The sequence below is a fragment of the Nocardia farcinica genome, from assembly GCF_001182745.1.
In the GTDB taxonomy this organism is placed as follows: Bacteria; Actinomycetota; Actinomycetes; order Mycobacteriales; family Mycobacteriaceae; genus Nocardia; species Nocardia farcinica.
In genome coordinates, this window is record NZ_LN868939.1 from 1502504 (window position 1) to 1527821 (window position 25318).

A 25318-nucleotide genomic window follows, 5' to 3' on the forward strand; every position below is an offset into this window, starting at 1 on the left:
CGACAGCGGCCCACGGTCTTTCCCGGCCGGTTCAGTCGGCGGGGGCGAGGTCCTCGGCGAAGACCTTCCGGCAGCCGGGCGCACAGAAGTAGTGCTCGACGCCGTCGTGGGTCAGCCGGATCCGCGCCGAGGCGATCTCCACCGTCATCCCGCAGACCGGGTCGACCGCATACCCCTCGGGCGCCTCGACGGTGACCCCGGAATCCCGGAACTCCCGCGTCATCATGCGCACGATCTCACCGCTCGTCACCGGCGCACCCAGCACACCCAGTGCGTGCTCACGCAGGCCGACGATCTGGACGACACAGTGCGGCTCCCGGGTCAGCCGCGCCGCGTCGGGTTCGGTGCCGGCGATCGTGCGGGTGAGTGCGGCGACGATGTGCGCGCCGAACTCGGGGCTGTTGACCCACGCGCCCGGCGCGGTCACCCGGGCCAGATAGCGCGGCCGGTCGCCGGGACCGCCCGTGGCCCACGCGGCCGGACGGTGCACGACCACGTGCGTGAGTTCGCGCGCCTTGCCCAGCACCTGTTCGGGTGCACCGTCTTCGGTGGTGAGTGTCCGCAGTAGCCGCTCGGCCAACTCGGCATCGACGGTGGCGGGAACCGTGGGGGACAGGAACAATTCGACGGTCATCATGGGGGCCTCTTTTCGTTGCGGTGTGGTGACGGCACGGCGGTCGTGAGCGGCTCAGGGTGTCGGTTCGGGCGCGGGGACCCGGGCCAGGAGTTCGTCGACCGACCATTGGTCGTCGGCGTGGACGCCGTGGTGGGATGCCAGGACGCGGCCGTCGGGGGGCGATGAGGAAGTCGGCGGGCAGGCCGAGGCTGCCGCCGTCCGGGCGCAGCGGGGGAGCGGGGCGGCCGCGCAGGGTGGCGAGGGCGGCGTGGGCGACGGCCCGCAGGATGGTGGGCCAGGCGCGCGGGTCGAGGACGGCGCGCGGCGCGGTCTCGACACCGAATTCGCGGTAGAGCGCGCGGCCGGGGTCCGCGACGACCGCGAACGGGAGATCATCGGTGTATTTGCGCAGTTCCGCGGCTGCCGAATGGAACACGACCACTTCGCGGACACCCGCGGCCGCGACCTCTTCGGCACGGGTGACGAACGAGCGCAGGTGCAGGTGGCATACGGGGCAGCCCGCGAAGCGGCGGAACTGCAGGTGGATCAGGCGGGTCGGATCGGGGACGGGCACCTGATCACCGGTGACGGTGTCCAGCGTGCGCCCGGGCACGGTGCCGAGCAGGGACATGGCGACTCCTCGTAGGTGTACTTCGTACGCTTACGACCAGTATGCGCGTATCTTGTACGCTGTCAATCCGTGCCCCGTCCTCGCTCCCTGACCGGCGCCGATCTCGTGCGCGCCGCCCTCGCGGTGATCGATCGCGACGGTTTGTCGGCGCTCACCATGCGCGCCGTCGCCAAGGAACTCGGCATGGCGACGATGGCGCTGTACCGCTACGTGCCCGATCGCGAGGGGCTCGAACGGTTGATCGTGGACAGCCTGTTCGAGTCCGTCGACGTGCGCGTGCCCGCGGACACGCCATGGCGGGAACGGGTGATCCTGCTGCTCGACCGGTTACGGGCGGCCGTCGCCGCGCACCCGGAGACGGTGCCGCTGCTGCTGGCGCACCGGCAGTCCTCGCCGACCAGCCTGCGCTGGATGGAGGCGATGCTCGGGGTGCTCACCGAGGCGGGCTTCGACGGCGCCGAGCGGGTGATCGCCCAGCGCACCCTGGTGGCGTTCCTGCTCGGCTTCCTGCAGAACGAGCACTACGCCTCGGTGCGCGGGCGCGGGACCGCCGTGATCGCCGAACTCCCGGAGGCGGACTACCCGCACCTCACCGCGACCGCCCGGACGGCACTGCGGATCGCACCGGACGAGGAGTTCCGCGGCGGCGCGCAGATCGTGCTGCGCGGATTGCGGCCGGACTGACGGCCTCCGGAACGCTGTGTGTACGGCGGCGTTCTCCATGGCGTGTCGGCTCGGCCCGCCCGGCACAATCGGCCCGGAATACGGTGCCGAGCAGGAGGAATCACCGTGAGCGAGCCGATGCGGATGACCGACGAACACCGGGAGAACTTCTGGCGCCGCTGCGGGTGGTCGCCCGAGCTGCCCGAATCCGAACGGATGCGGATCGAGCAGCGCTGGGACGACGAATCCATCGATCTCGCCGAACTTTTCGGCTGGTGAGATCGACGACGGGACAGCGGTGGCCGGTCAGTCCTTCCCGCGACCGGCCTTGAAGCCGAAATCCCAGTTGTAGAGCCGCGCGATCTCGATGATGCCCGCACCCGGACGCCCTGCGGGCGGGCGGATGAAGGTGCCTTCGCGGCGAACCACCAACTCGCCGTTGATGTTCTCGATGTGCGCGAGCACGGCATCCCGGGAGTCGTCGGTGCAGCCGTCGAGGGTCATCTCGATCGGTGGGCAGTTCAACGGATACAGCGTGGCGGTGGCGTGCACGCCGCGGAAATCGTTGGCGCCCTCGTAGATCGAGGTGAACACCAGGATCCGGCGGAACTGGGCGGTGTAGTCCAGGTTGATGTCGAGGTTCTCACCGGTCGCGCTGGATCCGGTGCGGTCGTCCTGGTCCAGCCGGATGAACGGCGGGCGGTCGAGGGCGCCGAAGGAGCGATCGAGCGCGCGCACCGAGCCGATCCGGCCGTCGGCGAGTTCGAAGAAGCAGCTCAGGTCCAGATCGAGACCGCCGCCGCGGCGCCTGCCGAACAGACCGGTGCGCTGCTGGTTCTGGCTGGTCCAGTTGAGGTTGATCCGCATGGTGCCACCGGTCGCGCCCTGCTTGGTGAGCGAGACCGACGGGGATTCCTTGGTCAGCGAGATCTTGCCGAGGTTCACCGGCGCGCCACCGGTCGCGGGCTGCGCGGGCGGCTGCTGGACGGGCGGTTGTACCGGCGGCGGGGGGAAGCCACCGGTCGGCGGCTGCCCGTATTGCGGCGGGGCCGGGTAACCCTGGTGCTGTGGCGGGTACGGCTGCTGGCCCTGCGGGAACTGCTGCGTGGGCGGTGGGGTGAATTGCTGCTGCGGGGGTGGTGGCGGGGTGAATTGCTGCTGCGGGGGTGGTGGTGGCGTGAATTGCTGCGGGGGCGGTGGTGGCGTGAATTGCTGCGGCGGTGGTGGTGGGGTGAATTGCTGCTGCGGCGGTGGCGGTGGGGTGAATTGCTGCTGAGGTGCGGCGGCGGGGGCATCGTCGACGGAGATACCGAAATCGGTGGCCAGACCGGCCAATCCGGAGTCGTAGCCCTGGCCGACGGCGCGGAACTTCCACGCGCCCTGCCTGCGGTACAGCTCGCCGAGTACGAAGGCGGTCTCGGTGCTCGCGCCGGTGCTGTCGAACCGGGCCACCTCGGCACCGTTCGCCGCGTCCAGCACCCGCACGTGCAGTCCCTGGAACTGGCCGAAGGTGCCGCCATCGGCCGACGCGGCGATCACGATCGTCTCGACCTGGGGTTCCACACCGGCCAGGTTCACCGACAGCACGTCGAGCACCGTCGGGCCCTGCCGCTTGCCCTCGTGGCGGACCGCGCCGGAGGGATGCGCGGGCTGGTTGTAGAACACGAAATCGTTGTCGGAACGGACCTTGCCGCCGACCAGCAACAGTGCGGACGCGTCGGCATCCGGCACACCCGGACCCGACTGCCACCCCAGCTCGATGCGGACCGCGGACATCGGCACCGCCACGTTGGCGCCCTTCATCATCGACACAGCAGTCAACGTATACGAGAGGCTCCGGCCCGTCACGCCGGAACACCGAGACCGTGCGCGACGCGCCGCAGGCCGGCGACGGACGCGGGCGTCAGCGTGTCGGCGGCGCGATCTTCCAGAACTCGCTGAGCGCACCCGCGATCTCCGGCAGCACCGTCACCGGAACGCGTTTGCGCCGCAGGAACTCCCGGATCTCGTGCACCTGCTCGCGCTTGCGCATGTCGTAGGCGCCGGACACCGGGCGCACCACCGGGGGTATCGACAGCAATACCAGCTCGCCGTGCCGTTCGTCCCCGCCCGCCAGATCCAGCGCCAGCGACCACCGCGCCCGCTCGTCGAGCGCGAACCGCGCCGCGCGCACCCGGTCCCAGCCCACGGTCTCGTGCGTCAGCGGGGTGCGCAGCTCGATGGCCTGGTCGGTGAGTACCACCGCGTCCCGCCGGAACAGCGCCACCAGCACCGCCACCCCGGCGACGATCCCGACCAGCAGCCCGGTGAACACCCGGTTCCAGCCGAACACGGCCACCACGCCGAGCGTCACCGCCACCAGCACGGCCAGCCCGGCGCCCGCGTACACCGCCGCCCGCGGGGTCGGCACCACCCCGGCCCGCACCGTCATCCGTACCTCCTGCTCACCGCCCACCCGCTGCCGGCGAGCACGGCGTTTCTCCTGGGGAGCGCGTCACCGGCGCAGGGCGACGGCGGCCTCCGCGGTGTGGACGAGGAACTGCATGGTCTGCTGGAAGTACAGCCGCACGGTGTCGGCGTCGTGCGAGAGGTAGCCGATGGAGACGTCCTGGCCGAGGGTGAGCTCGTAGTCGCCGCCACGGGTGGTGAGCACGAACGCGCCGTCGATGGCGGGAGCCCAGATGATCTCCCCGTCCGGGATCAGGCGCTCGATGTGGGTGCGGATCGGGTAGCCGTGGTCGGAGGTCTCGCTGACCTCGGTGTAGAGCTCGGCGCTGAGCAGCACCGAGTACGGGCCGTCCACACCGGCCAGCCGCAGCGCGGTGAGCGCCTGGGTGATGGCCTCGGGCACCAGCCGCGCGTCGTCGGGGACGGTGATGGGCGCGTTGGACCCGGCGGCGCGGATGCCGGTGATGCCCGCGGCGGGGTAGCCCTCGAAGATCGCCCGGTCCTCGGCGAAGGCGATGCGGCGCGCGGCCTCCTTCACCGCGTCCAGATCGGTGTCCTTCGCGCCGCGTTCGACGTTGTCGAGTTCCTCGCGGGAGAGGGTGAACGGCACGCGCAGTTCCACCAGTGGCGCCACCACCCGCTGCCGCGCCTGGACGCCCTCGTCGGGCGCCGCGATGCCGGTGGTCCGGCCCAGCCCGACCGCCGAGAAGTCCACTCCGTGCGGCCCGGCGACATCGACCACGCGGCGGCCCGCGATGTGCCGCTTGAACGTACGCCCGGCCTCCTCCTCGATCGCCGCCCATGCCTCGGAGGTGATCGGCGCCAGTTCGCGATGGAGGTTGTTCACAGCGTGCTCCTTTTCAATGTGCCGATACCGAGTGAGCCGTCGCCGAGGACGCGCAGTTCCGATGCCACCGCGGCGGCGGCCTCCGCGTCGTCGTCGACGGCCGCGGCGGCCGTGGGCGGATCGGGCAGGTCGTCGAAGAAGTCCAGCGGCGGGGCGAAGAACAGGGTGCCGGTGACGGCGACCGAGAAATCCAGGATGCGGTCGTAGGCCGCCTCCTCGGTGCCCTCGAACATGCGCGAGAGCATGGTCTCGGTGACGGTGGGAGTGGCGGCGTAGGCGATGTAGTAGGTCCCGAATCGGCCCTCGCGGACGCTGCCGAAGGGCATGTTGGCGCGGGTGATCTGGCGTTCGGTGCCGTCGGGGTCGACCACGGTGTTCACTGCGACGTGCGAGTCGGCCGGCTTCACGTCGTCGGGCAGTTCGAAGTCGTCGAGCTTGGTGCGCCCGATGATGCGTTCCTGCTCCTCCACCGACAGCGCCCGCCACTCGTCGAGGGGATGCAGGTACTTCTGCACCACGACGTAGCTGCCGCCCGCGAAGTCCGGGTCCTCCTGGCCCACCAGCGTCGCCGCCGCGGCGGCCGCGCCCTCGGGATTCTCCGTGCCGTCCACGAAGCCGAGCAGGTCGCGCTGTTCGAAGTACCGGAAGCCGACCGTCTCGTCGACGATGGTCGCCGCGCCGGCCAGCCGGTCGCCGATCGCCATCGCCAGCTCGAAGCAGGCGTCGTGCACCTCGGCGCGGATGTGGAACAGCAGGTCGCCGGGCGTGGAGGGGGCGCGGTGCTTGGCGCCGACGAACTCGCGCAGCACGTGCAGTTCGGCCGGTCGCGGCCCGGTGAACAGCCGGTCCCACGCCTGCGAGCCGATCGAGGTCACGCAGCTCAGGTTCGCACCGGGGATACGGAAGCCGACCGAGCGGCGCAGGCCGGGCAGATCCTCGAGCAGGTCGCGCACGATCGCCTCGCCGCCCTCGTCGATGGTCGCGACGAGGAAGATCGCGGCGGGCGTGAGCGGTTCGAGAATCGGCTGCGGCTCACCCATGAGCAACAGCCTAGAGGCTACTTGGCGACGGTCAGCAGGAAGACCACGTCCTCGGTCGCCTTCACGCTGTGCCTGGCCTTGGGCACCACGATCAGGTCACCGGCCGAGCCCTTCCACTCGTTCGCGCCGCTGATCAGCACCAACGTCCCGCTGAGCACATAGATCGTGGCGTCGCCGAGGTTGTCGTGCTCGGCCAGGCTCTGGCCTTCGGTGAGGGCCACCACGGTCTGGCGCAGCGACTGGGCGTGTCCGCCGTAGATGGTCTGCGAACTGCGTCCGCTCGAGGCGGTGGCGGCCAGTTTCAGTTGCTGGCGGGCGACCGCGGTCAGCGATTTCTTGTCCATGAGACTGCCTTTCGCGTCCACATCTCGCCGGCGGCCGGGCTGGTGCCACCGGCGCGGCGGGCGGGCGGAACCGGTCGGGCTGAGACAGGATCTCTTCCCGCCGCCGCATACACCTGGAGTATGCCCGACTTGCCCGGGCCGCGGGCGGCGTTTGCCCGCCGCGGTGGCCGCACGCGTGTCGGCCGCCGGTCAGCTGCGGGTGCGGCGGACGTAACGGTTGATGCGGAATTTCAGGCCCGTGGTCGAGGTGCGCTTGGGACCGGCCTCGGCCAATCGCCACTGGGCCCCGATCACCGGGGCGTGCGCGTCGCCCTGCACGCTGACCTGCACCTCGGTGACCAGCAGCTCGGTCGCGAAATCCATTGCGGTCTCGTAGATCTGCGCACCGCCCGCGATCCACACCGACTCCGGCTCGGTGAGCGCCAGCGCCTCGGTGAGCGAGCCCGCGCGCTCGGCGCCCGGCGCCGACCAGTCCGGCTGCCGGGTGACCACGACGTTGCGGCGCCCGGCCAGCGGCCGGAATTTCGGCGGCAGCGAATCCCAGGTGCGGCGGCCCATGATCACCGGGTGCCCCCAGGTGACGGTGCGGAAATTCGCCATGTCCTCGGGCACCCGCCACGGGATGGTGTTCTCGAAACCGATGACGCCGTCGGTGGTCTGCGCCCAGATCAAGCCGATGGTGCGGGTGGAGACGATCGTGTTCACACCGCCACCGGAGCTTTGATCGCCGGGTGATGCCGGTAGTCGGTCACCGTGACGTCCTCGAAGCGGTAGTCGAACAAGCTGGGCGCCGGGCGCAATTCGAGCCGCGGGAACGGATAGGGCTCGCGGCCGAGCTGCTCGGTGACCTGCTCGACGTGGTTGTCGTAGATGTGGCAGTCACCGCCGGTCCAGATGAACTCACCGGGCTCGAGCTCGGTCTGCTGGGCCACCATGTGGGTGAGCAGCGCGTAACTGGCGATGTTGAACGGCACCCCCAGGAACAGGTCCGCGCTGCGCTGGTAGAGCTGGCAGGACAGCTTGCCGTCGGCCACGTAGAACTGGAAGAACGCGTGGCAGGGCGCCAGCGCCATCCGGTCGAGTTCGGCCACATTCCACGCCGAGACGATCATCCGCCGCGAGTCCGGGTCGGTGCGCAGGGTCTGCAACACCTGGGAGATCTGGTCGATGTGGGTGCCGTCCGGGGTGGGCCACGACCGCCACTGCACGCCGTACACCGGGCCCAGCTCGCCCCGCGGGTCGGCCCATTCGTCCCAGATGGTCACCCCGTGCTCGCGCAGCCAGCCCACGTTGGAGTCGCCGCGCAGGAACCACAGCAGCTCGTAGACGATCGACTTCAGGTGCACTTTCTTGGTGGTGATCAGCGGGAATCCCGCGGACAGGTCGTAGCGCAGCTGGTGCCCGAAGATGCTGCGGGTTCCGGTGCCGGTGCGGTCGCCCTTGGCCGTGCCGGTGTCGAGCACGAGCCGCAGGAGGTCCTCATATTGCCTGTCCGTCGCCACGCCTGGCAGCTTAGTCGGGCCGCGCCCGGCGCCCGCCGGTGATCCTGGCATGCTCGGGCGAATGCGCAAGCTCTACGTGATCGGCATCGGCGCCGGCGACCCCGGCCAGGTGACGATGCAGGCCGTCGCGGCCATGCGGCAGGTCGAGGTGTTCTTCGTGATCGGCAAGGGCGAGCAGAAGCGCGAGCTGGCCGAGCTGCGGACCGCGATCCTGCACGCGCACGTGGACCGGCCCTACCGGGTGGTGCCGATCCCGGATCCGCCGCGCGATCGCACACCGGACGACTATCGCGGGGTGGTCGAGGACTGGCACGAGCGGCGCTCGCTGCTGCTGGAACAGGCGTTCGCGGAAACCGGCGGGGTGGGCGGCATCCTGGTCTGGGGCGACCCGTCCCTCTACGACAGCACCCTGCGCATGGTCGAGCGGGTGCTCGCGCGCGGCGCGATGCGCTTCGACTACGAGGTGATCCCCGGCATCACCAGCGCGCAGGCGCTGGCGGCCCGGCATCGCATCGTGCTGCACGACATCGGCGAGCCGGTGCACATCACCACCGGCCGCAAGCTGCGCGAGGAAGGTCTCGGGCCGGGCTCGACGCTGGTGATGCTCGACGGGGAGTGCTCGTTCACCACCGTCGCCGAGCCGGACGTGCACATCTGGTGGGGCGCCTATCTCGGCATGCCGGACGAGACGTTGATCGCGGGGCCGCTGCGCGAGGTGGGGGAGCGCATCGCCGCGGTCCGGGCGCGGCTGCGGGACCGCAAGGGCTGGATCATGGACATCTACCTGCTGCGTCGTACCCCGGGGAATGTCGGTGCGGCCGGGTAGCCTGGCGATGTGCCCGAGCTACCCGAAGTGGAGGCGCTGGCCCAGTTCCTGCGCGAACACGCCGTCGGCGCGGTGGTGGGGCGAGTCGATGTGGCCGCGCTGAGCGCGGTGAAGACCTTCGACCCGCCGGTCACCGCGCTGTCCGGCCGCGACGTCAGCGGCGCGGCACGCTGGGGCAAGTTCCTCGGCATGGACTGTTCGGGGCTGTGGCTGATCACGCATCTGTCCCGCGGCGGCTGGCTGCGCTGGATCGACGAACCCAATCCGAATCCACCCAAGCCCGGTGGCAAGAGCCCGCTGGCGCTGCGGGTGCACTTCTTCACCCCCGAGGGCGCCACACCCGCGTTCGACCTCACCGAGGCGGGCACCAAGAAGCGTCTGGCCGTCTACGTGGTCGACGATCCCAAGCTGGTCCCCGGTATCGCCCGGCTCGGGCCCGACGCGCTCGAGGTGAGCGAACCCCAGTTCGCCGAACTCCTGCACGGCACCTCGCAGCGGCTCAAGACCGCGCTGGTGGATCAGGCGCTGCTCGCGGGCATCGGCAACGCCTACTCCGACGAGATCCTGCACACCGCCAAGATCTCGCCGTTCGCCAACACCAAGACCCTGCCCGCCGAGAAGATCGCCGAACTCTACGCGGCGATGCGCGCCGTGCTCACCGACGCGGTGCAGCGCTCGGTGGGGCAGGACGCGGCCCGGCTCAAGGGCGAGAAACGCTCGGGCATGCGGGTGCACGCCCGCACCGGCCAGCCCTGCCCGGTGTGCGGGGACACCGTGCGCGAGGTCTCCTACGCCGAACGATCGTTCCAGTACTGCCCCACCTGCCAGACCGGCGGGAAGGTGCTCGCCGACCGGCGCATGTCGCGGCTGCTCAAGTGAGCGGGTTGCGTGCGCTGGGCGGTTGAGTCGAACTCAGCGGCCGCTGGACCGTGCGTGGCCTGAGCGGGTGAGCAGGCGGGCGCCGATCAGGTCAGGGTCGGCACCCTGACGCCCGACCACGCCAGTCGTCGCTCGCGGTCCGGATCGCCGATCACCCGGGTGGGGCAGTCGATGATCAGGGTGAGCCGGTTCTCCTCGGTGTACTCCGGCCAGGACGGCAGTGGCGTGCCGGTGCGGGCGAAGGCCAGCCAGTTGTCCTGGAACTGCCGGGTCACGGCGGCCAGGCCCCGGGCACCGCCCGCGGCGGTGAGCGCGCGCCCGAGCGGGGTGTCGGCGGCGCCGAAGACCGGGATGAGGTCGGTGGCGTGGGTGGCCCCGATCCCGGCGAGTTGCAGTGCCCGGGGGGCGTAGTCGTAGCGGTAGGCGTAGGTGGGGGCGTGCCTGCTGTGGCCCTCCATCACCTCCACCGAGGGACGCCAGAACACGTAGTCGCCACCCATCCGCACCGCGGCCCGCGCCCCCGGGTAGCCGGGATAGGCCGCCACGACCCGCTTTTCGACCTCGTCGCCCTCGGCGGACAGGATGCGGTGCAGCCGGTCGGGATTGGTGGGCAGGTAGTCGGCGAAGCGGGCGAAGAGCTGGCCTTCGTCGCGGCAGGTGCCGATGATCAGCGGCACGGCCGCGGCAGTGCCCGCCGCGATGGCGTCGACGGGCGCCTGCGGCAGGTAGTCGCCGTCGGCGACCGGGCAGATGGGGAAGAAGCCGGGACGCTGGCGTCCGGCGGCGGCCATCGCGCGGTCGGCGGCGCGGCGGATGTCGTTGGCGGGCAGGTCGGTGAGGGCACGTGCCGCATCGGCGGGGTCGATGCCGAGGCGCTCGACCAGGCGGCGGGCGAATTCGGCGGCGTCCGCGGCGCTCAGGCCCCAGTCCGCGGGCGGGCTCTGGGCGATGCCGCGATGGAAGAGACCGTGCGCGGCGGGGGTGGCCAACAGTGCGAGCACGGCGTGCGCACCGGCGGATTCGCCGAAGATGGTGACGTTGTCCGGGTCGCCGCCGAACGCGGCGATGTTGCGCCGCACCCACTCCAGGGCCGCCACCTGGTCGCGCAGGCCGAGGTTGTTGTCGAACGGCCTTGCGGGCGTGGCGAATTCGCTGAAGTCGACGTAGCCGAAGGCGCCGAGCCGGTAGTTCAGCGTCACGACCACCACGTCGCCGCGCAGCGCCAGTCGCGCGCCGGAGTACAGGCCGAGCGCGGAGGTGCCCATCACGTAGCCGCCGCCGTGGATGAACACCATCACCGGACGCGGGGTGATCGCCGGGGTCGCGGGCACGATGACATTCAGTGTCAGCGAATCCTCGCTGGTCGGCTGATAGGTGCGCGCGCCGATACGGGCACCGCCGCGATGCTGGAACGACGCCGAGGCGAACTCGGTCGCGTCCCGCACGCCCGACCAGGGCTGCACCGGTTGCGGGGCGCGGAAGCGCAGCTCGCCCACCGGTGGCGCCGCGTAGGGCAGGGCCCGCCAGCGCAGCACCCGGCGTCCGCGGCGACCGCGGACGACCCCGTCGGCGGTCGTGATGTCGATCGTTGCCACCATCGGTCGATCGTAACTAGCCTCGGTAGGCCTCCGACAGACGCAACCAGATCTCGCTGACCGTCGGATATGCCGGCACCGCGTGCCACAGCGTCTCCATCGGCACCCGCCCCACCACCGCGACGGTCGCCGCGTGCAGCAGTTCACCGACGCCGGGTCCGACGAAGGTCGCGCCGACCGGAACCCCGGCCTCGGCGTCGACTACCAGTTTGGCGCGCCCGCGGTAGTCGTCCCGCGCCAGCGCCGACCCGGCCACCGCGATGTCGAGTTCCACGGCCCGCACGGTCAGCCCCTGCTCGCGCGCCGCCGCCTCGGTGAGCCCGACCGCGGCGACCTCGGGGTCGGTGAACACCACCTGCGTCACCTGCCCGTGGTCGGCGGAGGCGGTGTAGCGGGCGCCGGTGAGCGGACGGCCTTCGGCACGCGCGGCGATCACGTCACCGCAGATCCTGGCCTGGTATTTGCCCATGTGCGTGAGGGCGGCGCGATGGTTGACGTCCCCGACGGCGTAGAGCCAGTTCCCGGCGACGCCGGTCGCGGTGAGCTGGTCGTCGACCTCGACGTATCCCTCCGGCAGCCCCACCCGGTCGAGCCCGAGGCCCGCGGTGGCGGGGCCGCGGCCCGCGGCGACGACGACCTCGTCCACGGCCAGCGTCTCGCCGCCGCGCAGGTGCAGGGTGACCGGGCCGCCGTGCACGTGTCCCTCGCCCGTGTCGCGGGGGTGTTCGCGCGCCACCCGTTCGGGTTCGGTGCCGAACCGCACCGTGACCCCCGCCGCGCCCAACGCCTCGGCCACCCGCTCGCCCGCGAACGGCTCGGTTCCGGTGAGCAGCGCCTTGCCCCGCACCAGCAGCGTCACCTCGGCGCCGAGGGCGCGCAGCCAGGTCGCCGCCTCGCAGGCGACCACGCCGCCGCCGATGATCGCCACCCGGCCGGGCACCTCGTGCAGGTTGGTGGCGTCGCGCGAGGTCCACGGCAGCGCATCGCGCAGGCCCGGCGTATCCGGGACATTGGCTTTCGTGCCGGTCGCCAACACCACCGCGTGCCGGGCCCGGTAGCGGCGGCCGTCGACCTCGACGAGCCGTTCGCCTGCCAGCCGCCCGGCGCCGCGGATCACCTCGATCCGGTTCTGGCGCGCCCAGTCCACCTGGCCGGAGTCGTCGTGGTCGTGCACGATCGCGTCGCGGCGGCGCAGCACGGCCGCGACGTCGAGGCCCTCGGCCCGCACGCCGGGCAGCGCCCGGGCGGCGGCCAGCACATGGCCGGGCCGCAGCAGGGCCTTGCTGGGCATACACGCCCAGTAGGAGCATTCGCCGCCGACGAGCTCGCGTTCCACGATCGCGGCGGTGCGGTCACTGCCCGCGATGGCGTAGGCGGCGGCGTTCTCCCCGGCGGGCCCACCGCCGATCACGATGACGTCGTACTCGGCGGCGGGAGCCGGTGCGGTCACTGCAGATAGCCCTCGACCTGGCGGGGCGAATTGACCTGCGCGTCATCCGGCGATTCGCCCGCATCGATCCGGGCGCGCCGCTGACGCAGCAGATCCCAGCACTGGTCGAGCATCACTTCCAGCTCGGCCAGTCGCTTGCGTTCGGTCACCGGGTCCACCTCGCCCGCGGTCGCCTTCGCGCGCAACGTGTGCTCGTCGTCGACCAGTTGCTTGATGCGTGCCAGGATGTCCTGTTCGGTCATGCAGACCATGCTACGGCGGTGTCGGCCTCCCGGCAGGGCCCTCGGCGGCGGCGTCGGCCAGGCATTTCGCCGCCATCGGCACGGCCGTGACCAGGTCGGCCCAGGCCAGCGCGGTGTAGCCGAGCGGGATGCCGTAGGTGCGCTCGCCGCCGTCGGGCTGGTGCTCGCCGTCGAGATGGTGCTGCCCGAGCGGGTCGAAACCCAGGCCGGCGGCCGCGCCCGCGCGCACGGCGGCGCGTTCGGCGGCCGCGTCGGGCAGCGGCACCACCACGTGCGAGCCCGCGTCGTCGCCGACGACGGTGAGCCCGCGCTCGCGCAGCGCGGTGACCACGAGCTCGCGGCGCGGCGCGACGGTACGGCGCAGGCGGCGCAGATGCCGGGCGAGGTCGCCGTGCCGGGCGAACTCGGCCAGCATCGCCTGCCCCGCCGGGCTCGGCGAGGTGCCCGTACGCTCCCGGTGCGCGAGCACCGCGGCGGCGACGGCCGGCGCGGCGACCAGCCAGCCCACGCCCAGCGTCGGGGACAGGATCTTGCTCGTGGTGCCCAGATGCACCACCACGTCCGGCGCGAGCGCGGCGAGCAGCGGCAGCGGTGCGGTGTCGTAGCGGAGCTCGCCGTCGTAGTCGTCCTCGACGACCAGCGCGCCGGTGCGCCGGGCATGTTCGATCAGCTGCACCCGCCGCGCCGCGGGCATCCGCGCGCCGAGCGGAAACTGGTGGGCCGGCGTGCAATACACCACGCGCACCCCCGCCGGAATCCGGTCCACCCGCAGACCGTGGTCGTCCACCGGCACCGGGCACACCCGAACCCCCGCCGCGCGGAACGCGCCGATCGCCCGCTGATAGCCGGGGTTCTCCACGGCGACGGCGTCACCGGGCCGCAGCAGCGCCGCCGCGAGTTCGCCGACCGCCGCGCTGGTGCCCGCGGTGGCCAGCACCACGGTGTCCGCGCCCGCCACCAGCCCGCGGTGCCGCAGCAGATGGTCGGCCACCGCCGCCCGGTAGGCCGGGTCGCCCGCGCGGTCCTTGCGCACGAGGGGCGGATGGTCCGCCGCCGCCCGCCATGCGCGCCGCCACGCCGCCCGGTCGAGTGCGTCGACGCAGGGCGCGCCGGGTGCGAAGTCGTAGCGGCGGCCCGGTCGCGTGCCGGTGGTCGAGCCGTCGCGACGCGCCGGTGCGGCGGCCGGGGCCGTGGTCAGATAGGTGCCCGAGCCGCGGCGCCCGTCGATCCAGCCCTCCGCGTGCAACTGCTCGTAGGCCGCGGCGGTCACGCTGCGGCTGATCGCGAGCCGCTGGGCCAGCGCCCTGGTGGACGGCAGCCGGTCGCCCGCGCGCAGCAGGCCGCCGGTGGCGGCGGCGCGCAGGGCGTCGGCCACCTGCACGGCCAGCGGCCGCGGGCTCTCGCGGTCGAGGACGATCGGCAACTCGTCGAGCACGTTCCCTCGATTGGCCTGTCGAAGTAATGCGGAATTGGCCCTTCGATCATGCCACTCGCTCGCCCATGCTGGGTGCATGGACGCCACCGCCCGCCCGCCGCTCTCACCCACCCCGCGCAGCACACCCACCCGGCTGAAGGAGCGCGCCCGTACCGACCGCGCCGCTCTCGACGCGGTGCTCGACGCCGGGTTCGTCTGCCACCTTGGCGTCGTGCTCGACGGCAGTCCGCTGGTGCTACCGACCGTCTACGGCCACGACGGCGCCTTCCTCTACCTGCACGGCTCGACCGGCGCGGGCAACCTGCGCGCCGCCCGCGACGCCGAGGTGTCGGTCGCCGTCACCCACGTCGACGGTGTCGTCTACGCCCGTTCGGCCATGCACTTCTCGGCCAACTACCGCTCGGCGGTGATCCGTGGCCGCGCCGTCGAGGTGACCGACCACGCGGCGCGCCTGGACGCGTTGCGCCGCATCGTCGAGCACACCGCGCCCGGCTCCTGGGACCGGGTACGTCCGCCGAGCCGCAAGGAGATGGCCGCCACCCTCGTCCTGGCCGTGGATCTCACCGAGGCGTCGGTGAAGGTGCGCACCGGCGATCCACGCGACGACGCGGACGACATCGCCGCGGGTGGCGTGTGGGCCGGGGTGCTGCCGATGCGGCAGGTGTTCGACGCACCGGTACCGAGCGCGGATCTGGCGGCGGGGGTGCCGGTGCCACCGTCCGTGCTCGGACGCGGGGCGGTGGCGGTGGGGTGAGCGGGCCGGCCCGGTGGCTCACCAGAAGCGCAGCGGTAGGCGGAGTTCCGCGCCGACCCGCACCGCCGCGTCGCGCAGGGCCGCCGGGGAGTCGATCCCCGGTGGGTCGAGGGCGACCAGACACAGCGTGTAGTCGCCGCCGATCCGGCACAGGTAACCGGACAGGCGGGTGCGCGGCCGGGTGCGCGCGTCCAGCCCGGGGTGGATGGCGCGCGCCGCCACACCGGTGCACCGGCTTTCGCCGAGCGTCAGCAGCGAGTCGGGCAGGTCGCCGATGTTGGAGCACAGGATGTCGCGTTCACCGGCGCCGCGCGCCATCGCGTGCGCGACCCGGTCCGGCACCACCTGGAGGATCTCCTCCGGCAGGCCGGCCGGTGCCGTCATTCGGCGCTCGTAGGCGGCGCGCGCCTTCGCCCGCACGGATGCCGGGGTATCGGAGCGACGCACGACGATCGAGGTCATCGCCAGATCGTTGGTGACGCGTGGCTCGTCGCGCGTGTCCACGGGCAGGCTCGCCGTCAGCTCGTCGCGGGGAAAGCCGGAGGCCAAGAGCACCTGGGCGACGAGGTGGATGAACAGGCTGTTGGCCGTCCCGCCTGTTTCCGCGGCCACCCGGTCCCACGTCGCGGCGTCGACGGCGGCGACCACGCTGTGCACCGGGTGTGCCACCACGTTTCCCGTGTCCGGCCGGCACCGCTGCGGTGCGCCGCCCCGATGCCGGTCGCCGCCCGGTGCGCCCCGCCGGCCCGGTCGCAGCGCCGACAGTGCCGCGCGGGCCGTCCCGCCGATGACCGTCGTCCACTGATGCAGCGCGTCGGCCCACTCCGCCGCCGCGTCGGCGGTGTCCGCGCGGCTGCTGCTCGGGGTCGCGGGCGCCGCGCCCAGGTCGTTCCCGTCCGCCGGGACGTGTGCCCGCGCCAGCGCCCGGTCCACCGCGATCACCAGCCCCCGCGCGTCCGCCAACGCGTGCGAGCACGTCAACGCCACGACGGTGCCGCCGTCGGGCAGCGGCGCGGCCGCCAACCGCCAACCCGGCCCGAACTCCGGGTCCAGGTCGAACCCCTGCCCGTCGGCCCATCCGAGCAGGTCCGCGACGGGACGCGGTTCCAGCACGAGCGGATGGGCGCGCACATTTCGGCGCCAACCCCGGCGGGCCCCCGGCACCCGCGGACGGACCACGCGCCGCCCCAGCTCGCCCACGGCCAGCGCCGCGTGCACCCGCTCCAGCAGGACGGGGTCCACCGGGTCGGCGGTGCGCCAGAGTCCTTGCAGCGCAATGGGAGTGCCCATCCCGCGATGGGTTCGCAGGAAGATCTCGTCGACGACGCCGAGCCGCGCGGACCTCACGCCCGCGCGCCGTGCCTGCCCGCGCCCGCGGCGAAGCGCTGTGCCCCCTCCAGTGCACCGTCGGCCAGGGCTCGCAGCCCGTGCCGGAACTCGTTGCGTAGCGCGTCCTGTTCGTCCATGCCCTGCTGTTCCAGCAACGACATCCGATCCGAGCGCAGGCAGGTCTGCGGTAGCGCGGCCAGCTCGGCGGCCAGCTGCTCGGCGGCCGTGCGCGCCTGCCCGGCCGGCACCACCCGATTGACCAGGCCCATCGCCAGTGCTTCCGCGGCGTCGACGGCGCGACCGGTGAGCACCAGATCCATCGCGCGGCTCGCGCCGATCAGCCGGGGCAGCCGCACGGTGCCGCCGTCGATCAGCGGCACACCCCAGCGGCGGCAGAACACCCCGAGCGTGCTGTCCTCCTCGGCCACCCGCAGATCGCACCAGAGCGCCAGCTCCAGCCCGCCCGCCACGGCATAGCCGGAGATCGCCGCGATCACCGGCTTGCTCAACACCATCCGGGTCGGCCCCATCGGCCCGTCCCCGTCCTCCTCGGCCCGATTGGATCGTTCCGTCCCGAGCGATTTGAGATCCGCCCCCGCGCAGAACGTTCCGCCCGCGCCCCACAGCACCGCCGCGGCGGCCTCGGGGTCGGCGTCGAACTCGCGGAAGGCCGCGGCCAGCGCGGCGGCGGTCGGCCCGTCCACGGCGTTGCGCGCCTGCGGGCGATCCAGGATCACCGTGGTGACCGGCCCGTTCTTCTCCACCCGCACGCTCATGGCACCCCGTTCGACGTCCTCGCTCCGGCTCATCCCGTCGACGATAACCGCGCGGACCCGTCCCGCACGACCCCTTGCGTGAAGAAGTGAAGCTCTGATTCACTTCTTGTGTGCCGTATCGCAGAACCCCCGCCGTGCAGGCCAGGCTCGACGCCCAGGCCGGCCAGATCGTGCAGGCCGCGACCAGGGTGCTGTCGGAGGCGGGCTTCGCGGGACTGTCGATGGCGGCGGTCGCGGCCAATGCCGGCGTGGCCACCGGCACCGTCTACAAGCACTTCGCCGGCAAGGCCGAGCTGGTCACCGCCGTGTTCCGGGCCGTGGTCGCCCGCGAGGTGGACGCGGTCGCCGCCGCCGCGGCCGAGGGCGGCGCCGTCGAGCGGGTGGTCGCCGCGGTGGAGACCTTCGCCTGCCGCGCCCTGAAGAACCCGAAACTGGCCTACGTGCTGCTGGCCGAACCGGTCGACGCGGTGGTCGACGCCGAGCGCCTGCGCTTCCGCCGCGCCTTCGCCGACGCGTTCGCCGCCGCCGTGTCCGACGGCGTCGCCGCCGGCGAGCTTCCCGGCCAGGACGCCCGCACCACCGCCGCCGCCCTGGTCGGCGCGATCGGTGAGGTGCTCGTCGGCCCGCTGGCCGACGCCCCGCACAGCGAATCCGTCGTGCCCCAACTCGTCACCTTCGCCCGGCGCGCACTCGGTGTGCCGGAGCGGGCTCGCGCGGCCATGACCGCGCCGGAAACAGGAGTGTCCGATGCAGACTCATGAGGTCTTCAACCAGGTCCCGAACATCGTGCCCTTCGACGTGTCGCGCAATCCCGCGCTGCTCGAGGGCCTGCACCGCGAGGGCGCGGGCTGGGCCGAGGCCGAGGTGCGCGAGCTCGGCGCGCTCGCCGGCGGTGAGCGCGCGCAGGACTGGGGCAGGCTCGCCAACGAGTACCCGCCGGTCCTGCACACCCACGACCGCTACGGCCATCGCATCGACGAAGTCGAATTCCACCCGTACTGGCACGAACTCATGACGGTCGCCGTCGGCCACGGCCTGCACGCCGCCCCCTGGCTCGACGAACGCCCCGGCGCGCACGTCGCCCGCGCCGCCAAGTTCTACACCTGGGGCGCCGCCGACGCCGGTCACATGTGTCCCATCTCGATGACCTACGCCGCCGTGCCCGCCCTGCGCCACAACCCCGAGCTGGCCGCCAAGTACGAGCCGCTGCTCGGCTCCCGCGTCTACGATTTCGGCCTGCGCGAGCCCACCGGCAAGGCCGGACTCATCGCGGGCATGTCGATGACGGAGAAGCAGGGCGGCTCCGACGTGCGCGCCAACACCACCACCGCGACACCGCAGCCCGACGGCACCTACCGCATCGTCGGCCACAAGTGGTTCACCTCCGCGCCGATGTCGGACATGTTCCTCACCCTGGCGCAAGCCCCCGGCGGCCTGTCCTGCTTCCTGCTGCCGCGCGTGCTGCCCGACGGCACCCGCAACCCCATCCGCATCCAGCGCCTCAAGGACAAGCTCGGCAACAAGTCCAACGCCTCGTCGGAGATCGAATACGAGAACGCCACCGGCTGGCTCGTCGGCCCCGAAGGCCACGGCGTGAAGACCATCATCGAAATGGTCAACATGACCCGCCTGGACTGCGTCATCGGTTCGGCCACCAACATGCGCCAGGCGACCGTCCACGCCGTGCACCACGCCCGGCACCGGGAAGCGTTCGGCGCCAAGCTGATCGACCAGCCCGCCATGCGCAACGTCCTCGCCGACCTGGTGATCGAATCCGACGCCGCCACCACCGTCATGATACGGCTGGCCGGCGCCACCGATCGCGCCGCCCACGACCCCGCCGAAGCGAACCTGCGCCGCATCGCCCTCGCCGTCACCAAGTACTGGGTGTGCAAGCGCGCCCCCATGCTCACCGCCGAAGCCCTCGAATGCCTCGGCGGCAACGGCTACGCCGAAGAATCCGGCATGCCCCGGCTCTACCGCGAGTCCCCGCTGATGTCGATCTGGGAAGGCTCCGGCAACGTCGCCGCCCTCGACGCCCTGCGCGCCATGGGTCGCCAACCCGACACCGTCGCGGCCTACTTCGACGAGGTGAACAAGTCCCGCGGTGACAACCCCCGCCTCGACGACGCCATCGACCGCGTCGGCAAGGAACTCGCCGACCTGTCCGACATCGAATACCGGGCCCGGCGCGTGGTCGAACTCATGGCCCTGGTCCTGCAAGGCGCCCAGCTGGTGCGGCACGGACACCGCGCGGTGGCCGACGCCTTCTGCGCCACCCGATTGGGGGATGACTGGGGAATCGCGTTCGGGACATTGCCGACCGGGGTCGACACCGAATCGATCATCGAGCGCGCGTTCGTGGAGTGACTCGTCCTCGAGCCAACGCCGCAACCGGTGGCCTGCGCTACGGCCGGCATGTGGCAAGTGTCGGCCGGATGGTGTCGTTCACGCCAGATCAGCGAATTCGGCGGCGATCTCGGGGCGATTCGTGAAATCGCGGATGTAGTGCAGCGCGCTGCGCAAACCGAAATAGGACTGGATGGTCTCAGCGGTCGGGTCGGCCGCCGCAGCGCGGAGCACTCGTATCGAGGCGATCGGATCGCCGCTCGCCGCCGTGGCAGCCCAGTATATCGCGGGCATGCCGTTCGCGGTCACGGCATCCACGTCGGCGCCGGCGTCGAGCAGGAGTGCGATCGCGGCGGGATCCGCTTCCTGGGCGGCGAAATGCAGTGGTGTCCAACCCTCCCCATCCCGCACGTCGACATCCTCGCCGGCCTGCAGGAGCTGGGTGATGAGCGTGAGGTCACCGTCCCGGGCGGCGTAATGCAGGCCGACGCGCCCGAACTCATCGCGGTGCCTCATCAGCTTGCTCCGTTCTTGGTCCGTTCACCGGTTGCGGTACGGGTCTCCGGGCCTATTCGCGCAGAAACCGTTCGACGTCGCTGAGCGAAGCGCACTCGAACAGGCGCTCGCCATCGTAGATGTCGACCAGCGCCCACCCGCCACCCGCCGGATAGGCGATGAGTTGGTATCCGCCGCGGCGGGCACGGGCCATCAGGAAGCGCAGCCGAGCGGCGCGCGGGTGGTCGCTCATTCCGCCCTGCCCCGGCCCGGGTCGTCGCGCCATTGCCGCAGTGCCGTGGCGAAACGGGTCAGCACGACCAGGTCGGGGGCGGGGGGAGTCGTCACGGGATGTTTCGGCGGGGGGATGCGGGATTGTCCGGGCTCGCGCCGCGGCAGGTCGTTGAGCACGTTGCAGCCTCCGGCGATGGAGTCGATGGTCGATGGCCGTGTCACTCGTGGGTGGTCGGTTCAGGTCTGGTCGGATCCGATCAGGCGAAGGTTGCCGAGGTCGGGGACCCGGCGCACGCCGGTGCTGACCTCGTGGGAGAGATCCGCATAGCCGACGGCCAGTTCCGCCAACCGGCGCCAGGCGTAGTGACGTTCGACCGGTGCATCGTCGAACACCAGCGCACTGCGCGCCGACGAGCTGTAGCGGGCGAGGCGATCGATCACGGTGCCGACCGATTCGGTGTGCAGGTGCGCGCCGCCGCGGGCGGGTGGGAGTTGGCAGGCCAGCCAGCGGTCGATCCCACGGATCAATGCCATTCGACGGTGGAGTAGGTCCCTGGCATCGACTGCCCGCTCCGCCGTGGCGTGGAGACGTGCCAGCTCGAGCGCCATCCGCAGCACCGGATGCTCGCTGCCGAGGCGGCCACTGCACGCCTCGAGGACGAGTTCCTTGGGCGGGAGCGGATCAGCGCGGGGATCAGGCCGGCTCACCGTGCACGCCCCTCGCCGTCACGGAAGAAGCATGCCGGCCATCCGGGTTCGGTCAGGGCGAAGTGCACGGCCTCGCGCGCCGTCAAACCGAGCGCATGTGCGAGTTCTGCTGCACTCCAGGTGAATTCGGCGAGCTGGACTGCGGAGACGGCCTGCTCGAGCGTAAGGGTGCGGCCCGGTAGGAACGACACCACCCACCGACCTCCACCAACCGCTCTCGCTTGATGCTCGCAACGATCGCTGAGAATCCGCGAGCTGTTGACCACCTGCACAGACATGGTTCTCGTTCCCCCTTCGAATGAACGATGTGGGCGAGCCGGCGGTACCGCTTGTCAGTATCGTATACTAGACAACGTTATAAGTTGTCGTTAATCGCCGAGCTGGCTGTGCTGGTACTGTTGCGCCCGCTTGTCTGTACTCGCGAAAGAGGATCGGCATGGCTCCGTCATCCCCGACTGTTGCTCGTTGGGAACTCGCTGTCCGCTTCAAGCAGCGGCTCGACGAGCTGAGCATCAAGGTCCCGGCCCTGTGCAAGGCCATCGGGTTCACGCCCGCGTACTGGTCGCACGTCGTGACCGGCCGCAGCGTCCTCAGTGAAGAGAAGATGCACAAGCTGATCGAGCACCTGGACTTTCCGGCGGATCAGCGAGCGGAACTGCTTGCTCTGCGCGCCGAGGCAAAGGAACCCGGCTGGTGGAATAAGTACGCGGCACTCTTCGGCGACGAACTGCTGCGTCTCTACGGTCTCGAACACGGCGCTCAGCGGATTCGAGTTCACGAAGGCGTCATCGTGCCTGCGATGCTGCAGGCTCCCGACTACATGCGAGCTCTGATGACGTCGCCGTATGGTGTGCGGTCGGCGGTGGAGGCCGACAAGTACGTGGAAGCGCGAATGCGCCGCCAGAAACGGTTGGACGGCCCCGACGCTGTTCACTTCACGGCGATGCTCACCGAAGCGGTCCTACTTCAGCATCCGTGGGGGCCGAAAGTGCAGATCGCCCAGCTTCGGCACATCAAGTCTTTGATCGAAGCGCATCCGGACACCGTCGACGTCCGGGTCATCCCGCTGGGTGCCCCGGAATGTGCGGCGCTGAGCGGCAACGTCTACCTGCTGGATTTCGAGAGCTGCTGGCTCCCTACCGTGGCGTGGTTCGAAAACGCGCTGTTCGGAGCACTCGTCGAAGACCCGGTTCAAGCCCGCAATCTCAACTATGTCTACAACAACGTCTTTGCGGCCATGCCGGACCAGGGGCGGTCTCTCGACCTGATCGACCAAGCGGTACGTACGCTAACATCGTTGGCATGAGTACCGGCACGACCAGCACGTGGTTCAAGTCCAGCTTCTCGAAGGAAGCCGCCAACTGCGTGGAGGTTCGGTTTTCCGGGGATGCGGTGCTCATCCGCGACAGCAAGTATCTGCGGGATCCGGGGAACGATCCGGCGCGGCAGCCGGTCATCGAGATTTCGGCGATGCGGTGGGGTGCGTTTCTCGCCTATGCGGTCGATCCGGGCGTCGCGCCGGAGCCTGGGCTGCCGGTGATCGTGCGGGGTGCGCGCGGTGTGGTGGTGTCGCTCGGCGGGGTATCGCTGCATTTCACCGATGCCGAGTGGATTGCTTTCACCTCGGGCATTGCGGTGGGGGAGTTCGCCGCGGCGTAGCGGCGGGCGGTGCGGTTGCAGCGCGCCCGCCGCTGGCCCCTGGCCAGCGGTTGCGCAGCTGTTCGATGCCGACTCCGGTGGATCCGAGTGCCGGCACCCGAACAGCTACGATCGGATCAACGCAGGGCTGCCGCCGCGGCGACGAGGTTGCGTAGCGAGGCTTCCACCTCAACCGGGCCACGGGTCTTCAAGCCGCAGTCGGGATTGACCCACAACCGTTCGGCCGGAACCGCTTTCAGCGCTGACTGTAGCGACGCGACGATCTCCTCGATCGAAGGCACGCGCGGCGAGTGGATGTCGTAGACGCCAGGTCCTACGCCGAGATCGAAACCGGCGGCGTTGAGATCGTCGAGGACTTCCATGTGAGAGCGAGCCGCTTCGATGGAGGTGACGTCAGCATCGAGCGCGGCGATCGCGCCGATGACTTCACCGAACTCGGAGTAGCACAGGTGAGTGTGGATCTGCGTGGTGTCGGCGACGCCGGCGGTCGCCAGGCGGAACGAATCGACCGACCACGCCAGATAGGCCGGTCGCTCGGCCGCGCGCAGTGGAAGCAGTTCGCGCAGCGCGGGTTCGTCGACCTGAATGATGCGGGCGCCGCCTGCTTCGAGGTCGGTGACTTCGTCGCGGATGGCGAGGGCGACCTGGCGAGCGGATTCGCCCAGGGGCTGGTCGTCGCGGACGAAAGACCACGCGAGGATGGTGACCGGGCCGGTGAGCATGCCCTTGACCGGCTTGCTGGTGCGTGACTGCGCGTAGCCGATCCAGTCGGTCGTCATCGGGGTCGGGCGGGTGACATCACCGAAGAGGATCGGCGGGCGCACGCAGCGCGTTCCGTAGGATTGCACCCACCCGTTGTCGGTCGTGGCGAAGCCGTCGAGCAGCTCTGCGAAGTACTGGACCATGTCGTTGCGCTCGGGTTCGCCGTGGACGAGCACGTCCAGGCCCAGACGTTCCTGCAGCGCGATCACCTCGTCGATCTCCCTCCGCATACGGGCTACGTACTCGGCGTGGTCGATCTCGCTCTTGCGCAGTGCGGCGCGAGCCAGGCGGATCGTCGAGGTCTGCGGGAAGGAGCCGATGGTGGTGGTGGGCAGCAGCGGCAGGTCGAGGTGAGCACGCTGCTTGGCGCGACGTTCGTCGGCCGGTGCGCGTTCGAGGTCGGTGGGTGCCAGTGCCGCCAGACGTGCCCGGACGGTGGCGTTGTGCAGGCGCGGATCTGTGCGGCGGGACTCGGCGGCGTCGCGGGCGGCGCGCAGTTCGTCGGCGACGACGTCGGTGCCCTGGGTCAAAGCGGTGGCCAGCAGCCGGACTTCGTCGACCTTTTCGGCGCCGAAGGCGAGCCACGAACGCAGCCGGTCGTCGAGCGCGGTTTCCGGGGTCAGTGAGTAGGGAACGTGCAGCAGCGAGCAGGAGGTCGATACCGCGACCGAGGCTGCGCTGCCGAGCAGCGAGCCCAGGGTGCTCAGAGTGGCGTCGAGGTCGGTGCGCCAGACGTTGCGGCCATCGACCACGCCGGCCACCAGCAGCTTGTGGGTCAAGGCCGGGACCGAGGCCACCGCCTCGACGGTGGTGCCCGCGGTGAAGTCGAGCGCGACCGCGTCGACCGGCGTCGCCGCGATCTCGGCGAGTGCCGCGTCGGTGTGCCCGAAATAGGTGGCGATCAGGATCGCGGGCCGGTCGGTGCCCGAGGCGAGTTCGGTGTAGGTGGCGCGCACGGCGGCCAGTTCGGCGTCGGTGAGATCGGTGACCAGGATCGGCTCGTCGATCTGGACCCAGGTGACACCCGCCGCCGCGAGCCGCGACAGCAGCTCGCGGTAGAGCGGGAGAAGCTCGGCGAGGCGGTCCAACGCGCCGCCTTCGGCGTGCTTGGACAGTTTCAGGAAGGTCAGTGGCCCGATGACGACGGGCCGGGCCGGGATGCCGAGTTCATCGGCTTCGGCGAGTTCGGAGAACAGCTTCGCCGGGTTCAGTGAGAACTGCGTTCGGGCGTCGATCTCGGGAACGATGTAGTGGTAGTTGGTATCGAACCATTTCGTCATCTCGAGCGGGGCGATCGTGTCGGTGCCGCGGGCCGCGGCGAAGTAGCGATCGAGTGGATCGATGATTTCGGCGACGCGCGGAGGCAGCGCACCGAGCAGGACCGCGGTGTCGAGGACCTGGTCGTAGTAGGAAAAGGTGCCGACCGGGATGGAATCCAGCCCCGCGGCGGCGAGCAGGCCCAGGTGGGTATCGCGCAGTTCACGCGCGACGGTGTGCAGGTGCTCGGCGTCGGCCTTGCCGGCCCAGTAGGCCTCGATGGCGCGCTTGAGTTCCCGGTTCGGCCCGACGCGGGGCAGTCCGAGAACCGTGGCGGTGAAGGGGGTGGGCGAAACAGCCACGTTGATCGTCTCCGGTGTAGATGCGGATGGCCATCGCCTGTCGTGCGCAGCGCCGAAATCCGACCGTGAGGTACGTGCGAGGCAAGCTCGCGCGCCCGTTTCCAGGGTCTCCTGG

General features: G+C 71.0%; 29 protein-coding genes and 1 pseudogene. 9 read left to right on the forward strand and 21 right to left on the reverse strand.

Annotated features, from left to right (window positions below; genetic code table 11):
- Positions 1–31: 31 nt before the first annotated feature.
- Complete coding sequence (locus AMO33_RS23640; protein WP_060594329.1) at positions 32–637, reverse strand: YHS domain-containing protein; 606 nt, start codon at positions 635–637, stop codon at positions 32–34.
- Positions 638–688: 51 nt separating this feature from the next.
- Positions 689–1247, reverse strand: a pseudogene (locus AMO33_RS30615) (peroxiredoxin-like family protein).
- A 69-nt stretch (positions 1248–1316) separates the two neighbouring features.
- Between AMO33_RS30615 and AMO33_RS23650 the strand changes: the two are divergent.
- Both AMO33_RS23650 and AMO33_RS31715 read left to right on the forward strand, forming a co-directional pair.
- A complete protein-coding gene (locus AMO33_RS23650; RefSeq protein ID WP_060594331.1) occupies positions 1317–1931 on the forward strand; it encodes a TetR/AcrR family transcriptional regulator in 615 nt (204 codons plus the stop codon).
- Between the two features lie 105 nt (positions 1932–2036).
- Positions 2037–2189, forward strand: coding sequence for a hypothetical protein (locus AMO33_RS31715; RefSeq protein WP_157838454.1), 153 nt, complete (start codon positions 2037–2039; stop codon positions 2187–2189).
- Between the two features lie 27 nt (positions 2190–2216).
- Here AMO33_RS31715 and AMO33_RS23655 read toward each other — a convergent pair whose 3' ends face one another.
- From AMO33_RS23655 to AMO33_RS23685, 7 genes are all read right to left on the reverse strand, one after another.
- The gene (locus AMO33_RS23655) at positions 2217–3716 is read right to left on the reverse strand and encodes a TerD family protein (protein ID WP_205317794.1); all 1500 of its coding nucleotides are present in this window, start codon (positions 3714–3716) and stop codon (positions 2217–2219) included.
- A gap of 97 nt (positions 3717–3813) precedes the next feature.
- On the reverse strand, positions 3814–4341 hold the full coding sequence (locus AMO33_RS23660; protein WP_011211562.1) for a hypothetical protein: 528 nt from the start codon (positions 4339–4341) through the stop codon (positions 3814–3816).
- Between the two features lie 63 nt (positions 4342–4404).
- On the reverse strand, positions 4405–5205 hold the full coding sequence (locus tag AMO33_RS23665) for a family 1 encapsulin nanocompartment shell protein (protein WP_011211561.1): 801 nt from the start codon (positions 5203–5205) through the stop codon (positions 4405–4407).
- Entirely contained in the window at positions 5202–6245 is a 1044-nt protein-coding gene (locus AMO33_RS23670) for a Dyp-type peroxidase (RefSeq protein ID WP_011211560.1), read from the reverse strand. Before AMO33_RS23670 ends, AMO33_RS23665 begins: the two co-directional genes overlap by 4 nt.
- A 17-nt stretch (positions 6246–6262) precedes the next feature.
- Positions 6263–6589: a cupin domain-containing protein gene (locus AMO33_RS23675; protein WP_011211559.1), complete on the reverse strand. Its 327-nt coding sequence runs from the start codon at positions 6587–6589 to the stop codon at positions 6263–6265.
- A gap of 189 nt (positions 6590–6778) precedes the next feature.
- Positions 6779–7294 (reverse strand): dihydrofolate reductase, encoded by a 516-nt coding sequence (locus AMO33_RS23680; RefSeq protein WP_060594333.1) that lies wholly within the window; start codon positions 7292–7294, stop codon positions 6779–6781.
- The gene (locus AMO33_RS23685) at positions 7291–8142 is read right to left on the reverse strand and encodes a thymidylate synthase (protein WP_060594334.1); all 852 of its coding nucleotides are present in this window, start codon (positions 8140–8142) and stop codon (positions 7291–7293) included. The genes AMO33_RS23680 and AMO33_RS23685 overlap by 4 nt, the downstream gene beginning before the upstream one ends.
- Before the next feature lie 10 nt (positions 8143–8152).
- Here AMO33_RS23685 and cobF point away from each other — a divergent pair, with 10 nt between their 5' ends.
- Together cobF and AMO33_RS23695 are read left to right on the forward strand one after the other, a co-directional pair.
- Positions 8153–8917, forward strand: coding sequence for a precorrin-6A synthase (deacetylating) (cobF, locus tag AMO33_RS23690; RefSeq protein ID WP_060594335.1), 765 nt, complete (start codon positions 8153–8155; stop codon positions 8915–8917).
- 9 nt (positions 8918–8926) lie between these two features.
- Positions 8927–9796, forward strand: a complete 870-nt coding sequence (locus AMO33_RS23695) for an Fpg/Nei family DNA glycosylase (protein ID WP_011211555.1) — start codon at positions 8927–8929, stop codon at positions 9794–9796.
- A gap of 86 nt (positions 9797–9882) precedes the next feature.
- On the opposite strand, the gene AMO33_RS23700 is transcribed toward AMO33_RS23695, so the two are convergent.
- From AMO33_RS23700 to pdxR, 4 genes are read right to left on the reverse strand one after another with little or no spacing between them, the layout of a single operon-like run.
- A complete protein-coding gene (locus AMO33_RS23700) occupies positions 9883–11394 on the reverse strand; it encodes a carboxylesterase/lipase family protein (RefSeq protein WP_060594336.1) in 1512 nt (503 codons plus the stop codon).
- 13 nt (positions 11395–11407) lie between these two features.
- A complete protein-coding gene (locus AMO33_RS23705) occupies positions 11408–12841 on the reverse strand; it encodes a dihydrolipoyl dehydrogenase family protein (protein ID WP_060594337.1) in 1434 nt (477 codons plus the stop codon).
- Positions 12838–13083, reverse strand: coding sequence for a DUF2630 family protein (locus AMO33_RS23710; RefSeq protein ID WP_041561398.1), 246 nt, complete (start codon positions 13081–13083; stop codon positions 12838–12840). Before AMO33_RS23710 ends, AMO33_RS23705 begins: the two co-directional genes overlap by 4 nt.
- A gap of 10 nt (positions 13084–13093) precedes the next feature.
- Positions 13094–14518, reverse strand: a complete 1425-nt coding sequence (gene pdxR, locus AMO33_RS23715) for a MocR-like pyridoxine biosynthesis transcription factor PdxR (RefSeq protein ID WP_060594338.1) — start codon at positions 14516–14518, stop codon at positions 13094–13096.
- A 76-nt stretch (positions 14519–14594) separates the two neighbouring features.
- Here pdxR and AMO33_RS23720 point away from each other — a divergent pair, with 76 nt between their 5' ends.
- Positions 14595–15272 (forward strand): pyridoxamine 5'-phosphate oxidase family protein, encoded by a 678-nt coding sequence (locus AMO33_RS23720; RefSeq protein ID WP_060594339.1) that lies wholly within the window; start codon positions 14595–14597, stop codon positions 15270–15272.
- An 18-nt stretch (positions 15273–15290) separates the two neighbouring features.
- Here the strand turns inward: AMO33_RS23720 and AMO33_RS23725 are convergent, their stop codons facing one another.
- On the reverse strand, positions 15291–16562 hold the full coding sequence (locus tag AMO33_RS23725; RefSeq protein ID WP_060595119.1) for a hypothetical protein: 1272 nt from the start codon (positions 16560–16562) through the stop codon (positions 15291–15293).
- Between the two features lie 53 nt (positions 16563–16615).
- Entirely contained in the window at positions 16616–17377 is a 762-nt protein-coding gene (locus AMO33_RS23730; RefSeq protein WP_060595118.1) for a crotonase/enoyl-CoA hydratase family protein, read from the reverse strand.
- Between the two features lie 110 nt (positions 17378–17487).
- Here AMO33_RS23730 and AMO33_RS23735 point away from each other — a divergent pair, with 110 nt between their 5' ends.
- Entirely contained in the window at positions 17488–18138 is a 651-nt protein-coding gene (locus AMO33_RS23735) for a TetR/AcrR family transcriptional regulator (RefSeq protein ID WP_060594340.1), read from the forward strand.
- Positions 18125–19747, forward strand: coding sequence for an acyl-CoA dehydrogenase family protein (locus tag AMO33_RS23740; RefSeq protein ID WP_060594341.1), 1623 nt, complete (start codon positions 18125–18127; stop codon positions 19745–19747). Before AMO33_RS23735 ends, AMO33_RS23740 begins: the two co-directional genes overlap by 14 nt.
- A gap of 78 nt (positions 19748–19825) precedes the next feature.
- Here the strand turns inward: AMO33_RS23740 and AMO33_RS23745 are convergent, their stop codons facing one another.
- From AMO33_RS23745 to AMO33_RS30620, 5 genes are all read right to left on the reverse strand, one after another.
- Positions 19826–20242, reverse strand: coding sequence for an ankyrin repeat domain-containing protein (locus AMO33_RS23745; protein WP_060594342.1), 417 nt, complete (start codon positions 20240–20242; stop codon positions 19826–19828).
- Between the two features lie 52 nt (positions 20243–20294).
- A complete protein-coding gene (locus AMO33_RS23750) occupies positions 20295–20474 on the reverse strand; it encodes a hypothetical protein (RefSeq protein ID WP_041560432.1) in 180 nt (59 codons plus the stop codon).
- A complete protein-coding gene (locus tag AMO33_RS23755; protein WP_060594344.1) occupies positions 20471–20677 on the reverse strand; it encodes a hypothetical protein in 207 nt (68 codons plus the stop codon). Before AMO33_RS23755 ends, AMO33_RS23750 begins: the two co-directional genes overlap by 4 nt.
- 15 nt (positions 20678–20692) lie before the next feature.
- Complete coding sequence (locus tag AMO33_RS23760) at positions 20693–21064, reverse strand: DUF4254 domain-containing protein (protein WP_107103150.1); 372 nt, start codon at positions 21062–21064, stop codon at positions 20693–20695.
- Positions 21065–21159: 95 nt separating this feature from the next.
- Positions 21160–21441: a hypothetical protein gene (locus AMO33_RS30620; protein WP_076574132.1), complete on the reverse strand. Its 282-nt coding sequence runs from the start codon at positions 21439–21441 to the stop codon at positions 21160–21162.
- Positions 21442–21599: 158 nt separating this feature from the next.
- On the opposite strand from AMO33_RS30620, the gene AMO33_RS31145 reads away from it, so the two are divergent.
- Together AMO33_RS31145 and AMO33_RS31150 are read left to right on the forward strand one after the other, a co-directional pair.
- The gene (locus AMO33_RS31145; RefSeq protein ID WP_060594346.1) at positions 21600–22469 is read left to right on the forward strand and encodes a helix-turn-helix domain-containing protein; all 870 of its coding nucleotides are present in this window, start codon (positions 21600–21602) and stop codon (positions 22467–22469) included.
- On the forward strand, positions 22466–22822 hold the full coding sequence (locus AMO33_RS31150; RefSeq protein ID WP_060594347.1) for a DUF397 domain-containing protein: 357 nt from the start codon (positions 22466–22468) through the stop codon (positions 22820–22822). Before AMO33_RS31145 ends, AMO33_RS31150 begins: the two co-directional genes overlap by 4 nt.
- A gap of 116 nt (positions 22823–22938) precedes the next feature.
- Here the strand turns inward: AMO33_RS31150 and metE are convergent, their stop codons facing one another.
- Positions 22939–25209 (reverse strand): 5-methyltetrahydropteroyltriglutamate--homocysteine S-methyltransferase, encoded by a 2271-nt coding sequence (metE, locus tag AMO33_RS23775; protein WP_082668855.1) that lies wholly within the window; start codon positions 25207–25209, stop codon positions 22939–22941.
- Positions 25210–25318: the final 109 nt, after the last annotated feature.

Bases quoted from the DNA above. Each gene is read 5' to 3' on its own strand.
- AMO33_RS23710 (WP_041561398.1), bottom strand. From the start codon at position 13,083: ATGACCGAACAGGACATCCTGGCACGCATCAAGCAACTGGTCGACGAC.
- cobF (WP_060594335.1), top strand. From the start codon at position 8,153: ATGCGCAAGCTCTACGTGATCGGCATCGGCGCCGGCGACCCCGGCCAG.
- AMO33_RS23740 (WP_060594341.1), top strand. From the start codon at position 18,125: ATGCAGACTCATGAGGTCTTCAACCAGGTCCCGAACATCGTGCCCTTC.
- AMO33_RS30620 (WP_076574132.1), bottom strand. From the start codon at position 21,441: ATGTCTGTGCAGGTGGTCAACAGCTCGCGGATTCTCAGCGATCGTTGC.
- AMO33_RS23660 (WP_011211562.1), bottom strand. From the start codon at position 4,341: ATGACGGTGCGGGCCGGGGTGGTGCCGACCCCGCGGGCGGCGGTGTAC.
- AMO33_RS23655 (WP_205317794.1), bottom strand. From the start codon at position 3,716: ATGATGAAGGGCGCCAACGTGGCGGTGCCGATGTCCGCGGTCCGCATC.
- AMO33_RS23730 (WP_060595118.1), bottom strand. From the start codon at position 17,377: ATGAGCGTGCGGGTGGAGAAGAACGGGCCGGTCACCACGGTGATCCTG.
- AMO33_RS23685 (WP_060594334.1), bottom strand. From the start codon at position 8,142: ATGCCAGGATCACCGGCGGGCGCCGGGCGCGGCCCGACTAAGCTGCCA.
- AMO33_RS23725 (WP_060595119.1), bottom strand. From the start codon at position 16,562: ATGGGCACTCCCATTGCGCTGCAAGGACTCTGGCGCACCGCCGACCCG.
- AMO33_RS31150 (WP_060594347.1), top strand. From the start codon at position 22,466: ATGAGTACCGGCACGACCAGCACGTGGTTCAAGTCCAGCTTCTCGAAG.
- AMO33_RS23745 (WP_060594342.1), bottom strand. From the start codon at position 20,242: ATGAGGCACCGCGATGAGTTCGGGCGCGTCGGCCTGCATTACGCCGCC.
- AMO33_RS31145 (WP_060594346.1), top strand. From the start codon at position 21,600: ATGGCTCCGTCATCCCCGACTGTTGCTCGTTGGGAACTCGCTGTCCGC.
- AMO33_RS23640 (WP_060594329.1), bottom strand. From the start codon at position 637: ATGATGACCGTCGAATTGTTCCTGTCCCCCACGGTTCCCGCCACCGTC.
- AMO33_RS23760 (WP_107103150.1), bottom strand. From the start codon at position 21,064: ATGGCGCTCGAGCTGGCACGTCTCCACGCCACGGCGGAGCGGGCAGTC.
- AMO33_RS23700 (WP_060594336.1), bottom strand. From the start codon at position 11,394: ATGGTGGCAACGATCGACATCACGACCGCCGACGGGGTCGTCCGCGGT.
- AMO33_RS23670 (WP_011211560.1), bottom strand. From the start codon at position 6,245: ATGGGTGAGCCGCAGCCGATTCTCGAACCGCTCACGCCCGCCGCGATC.
- AMO33_RS23750 (WP_041560432.1), bottom strand. From the start codon at position 20,474: ATGAGCGACCACCCGCGCGCCGCTCGGCTGCGCTTCCTGATGGCCCGT.
- AMO33_RS23720 (WP_060594339.1), top strand. From the start codon at position 14,595: ATGGACGCCACCGCCCGCCCGCCGCTCTCACCCACCCCGCGCAGCACA.
- AMO33_RS23675 (WP_011211559.1), bottom strand. From the start codon at position 6,589: ATGGACAAGAAATCGCTGACCGCGGTCGCCCGCCAGCAACTGAAACTG.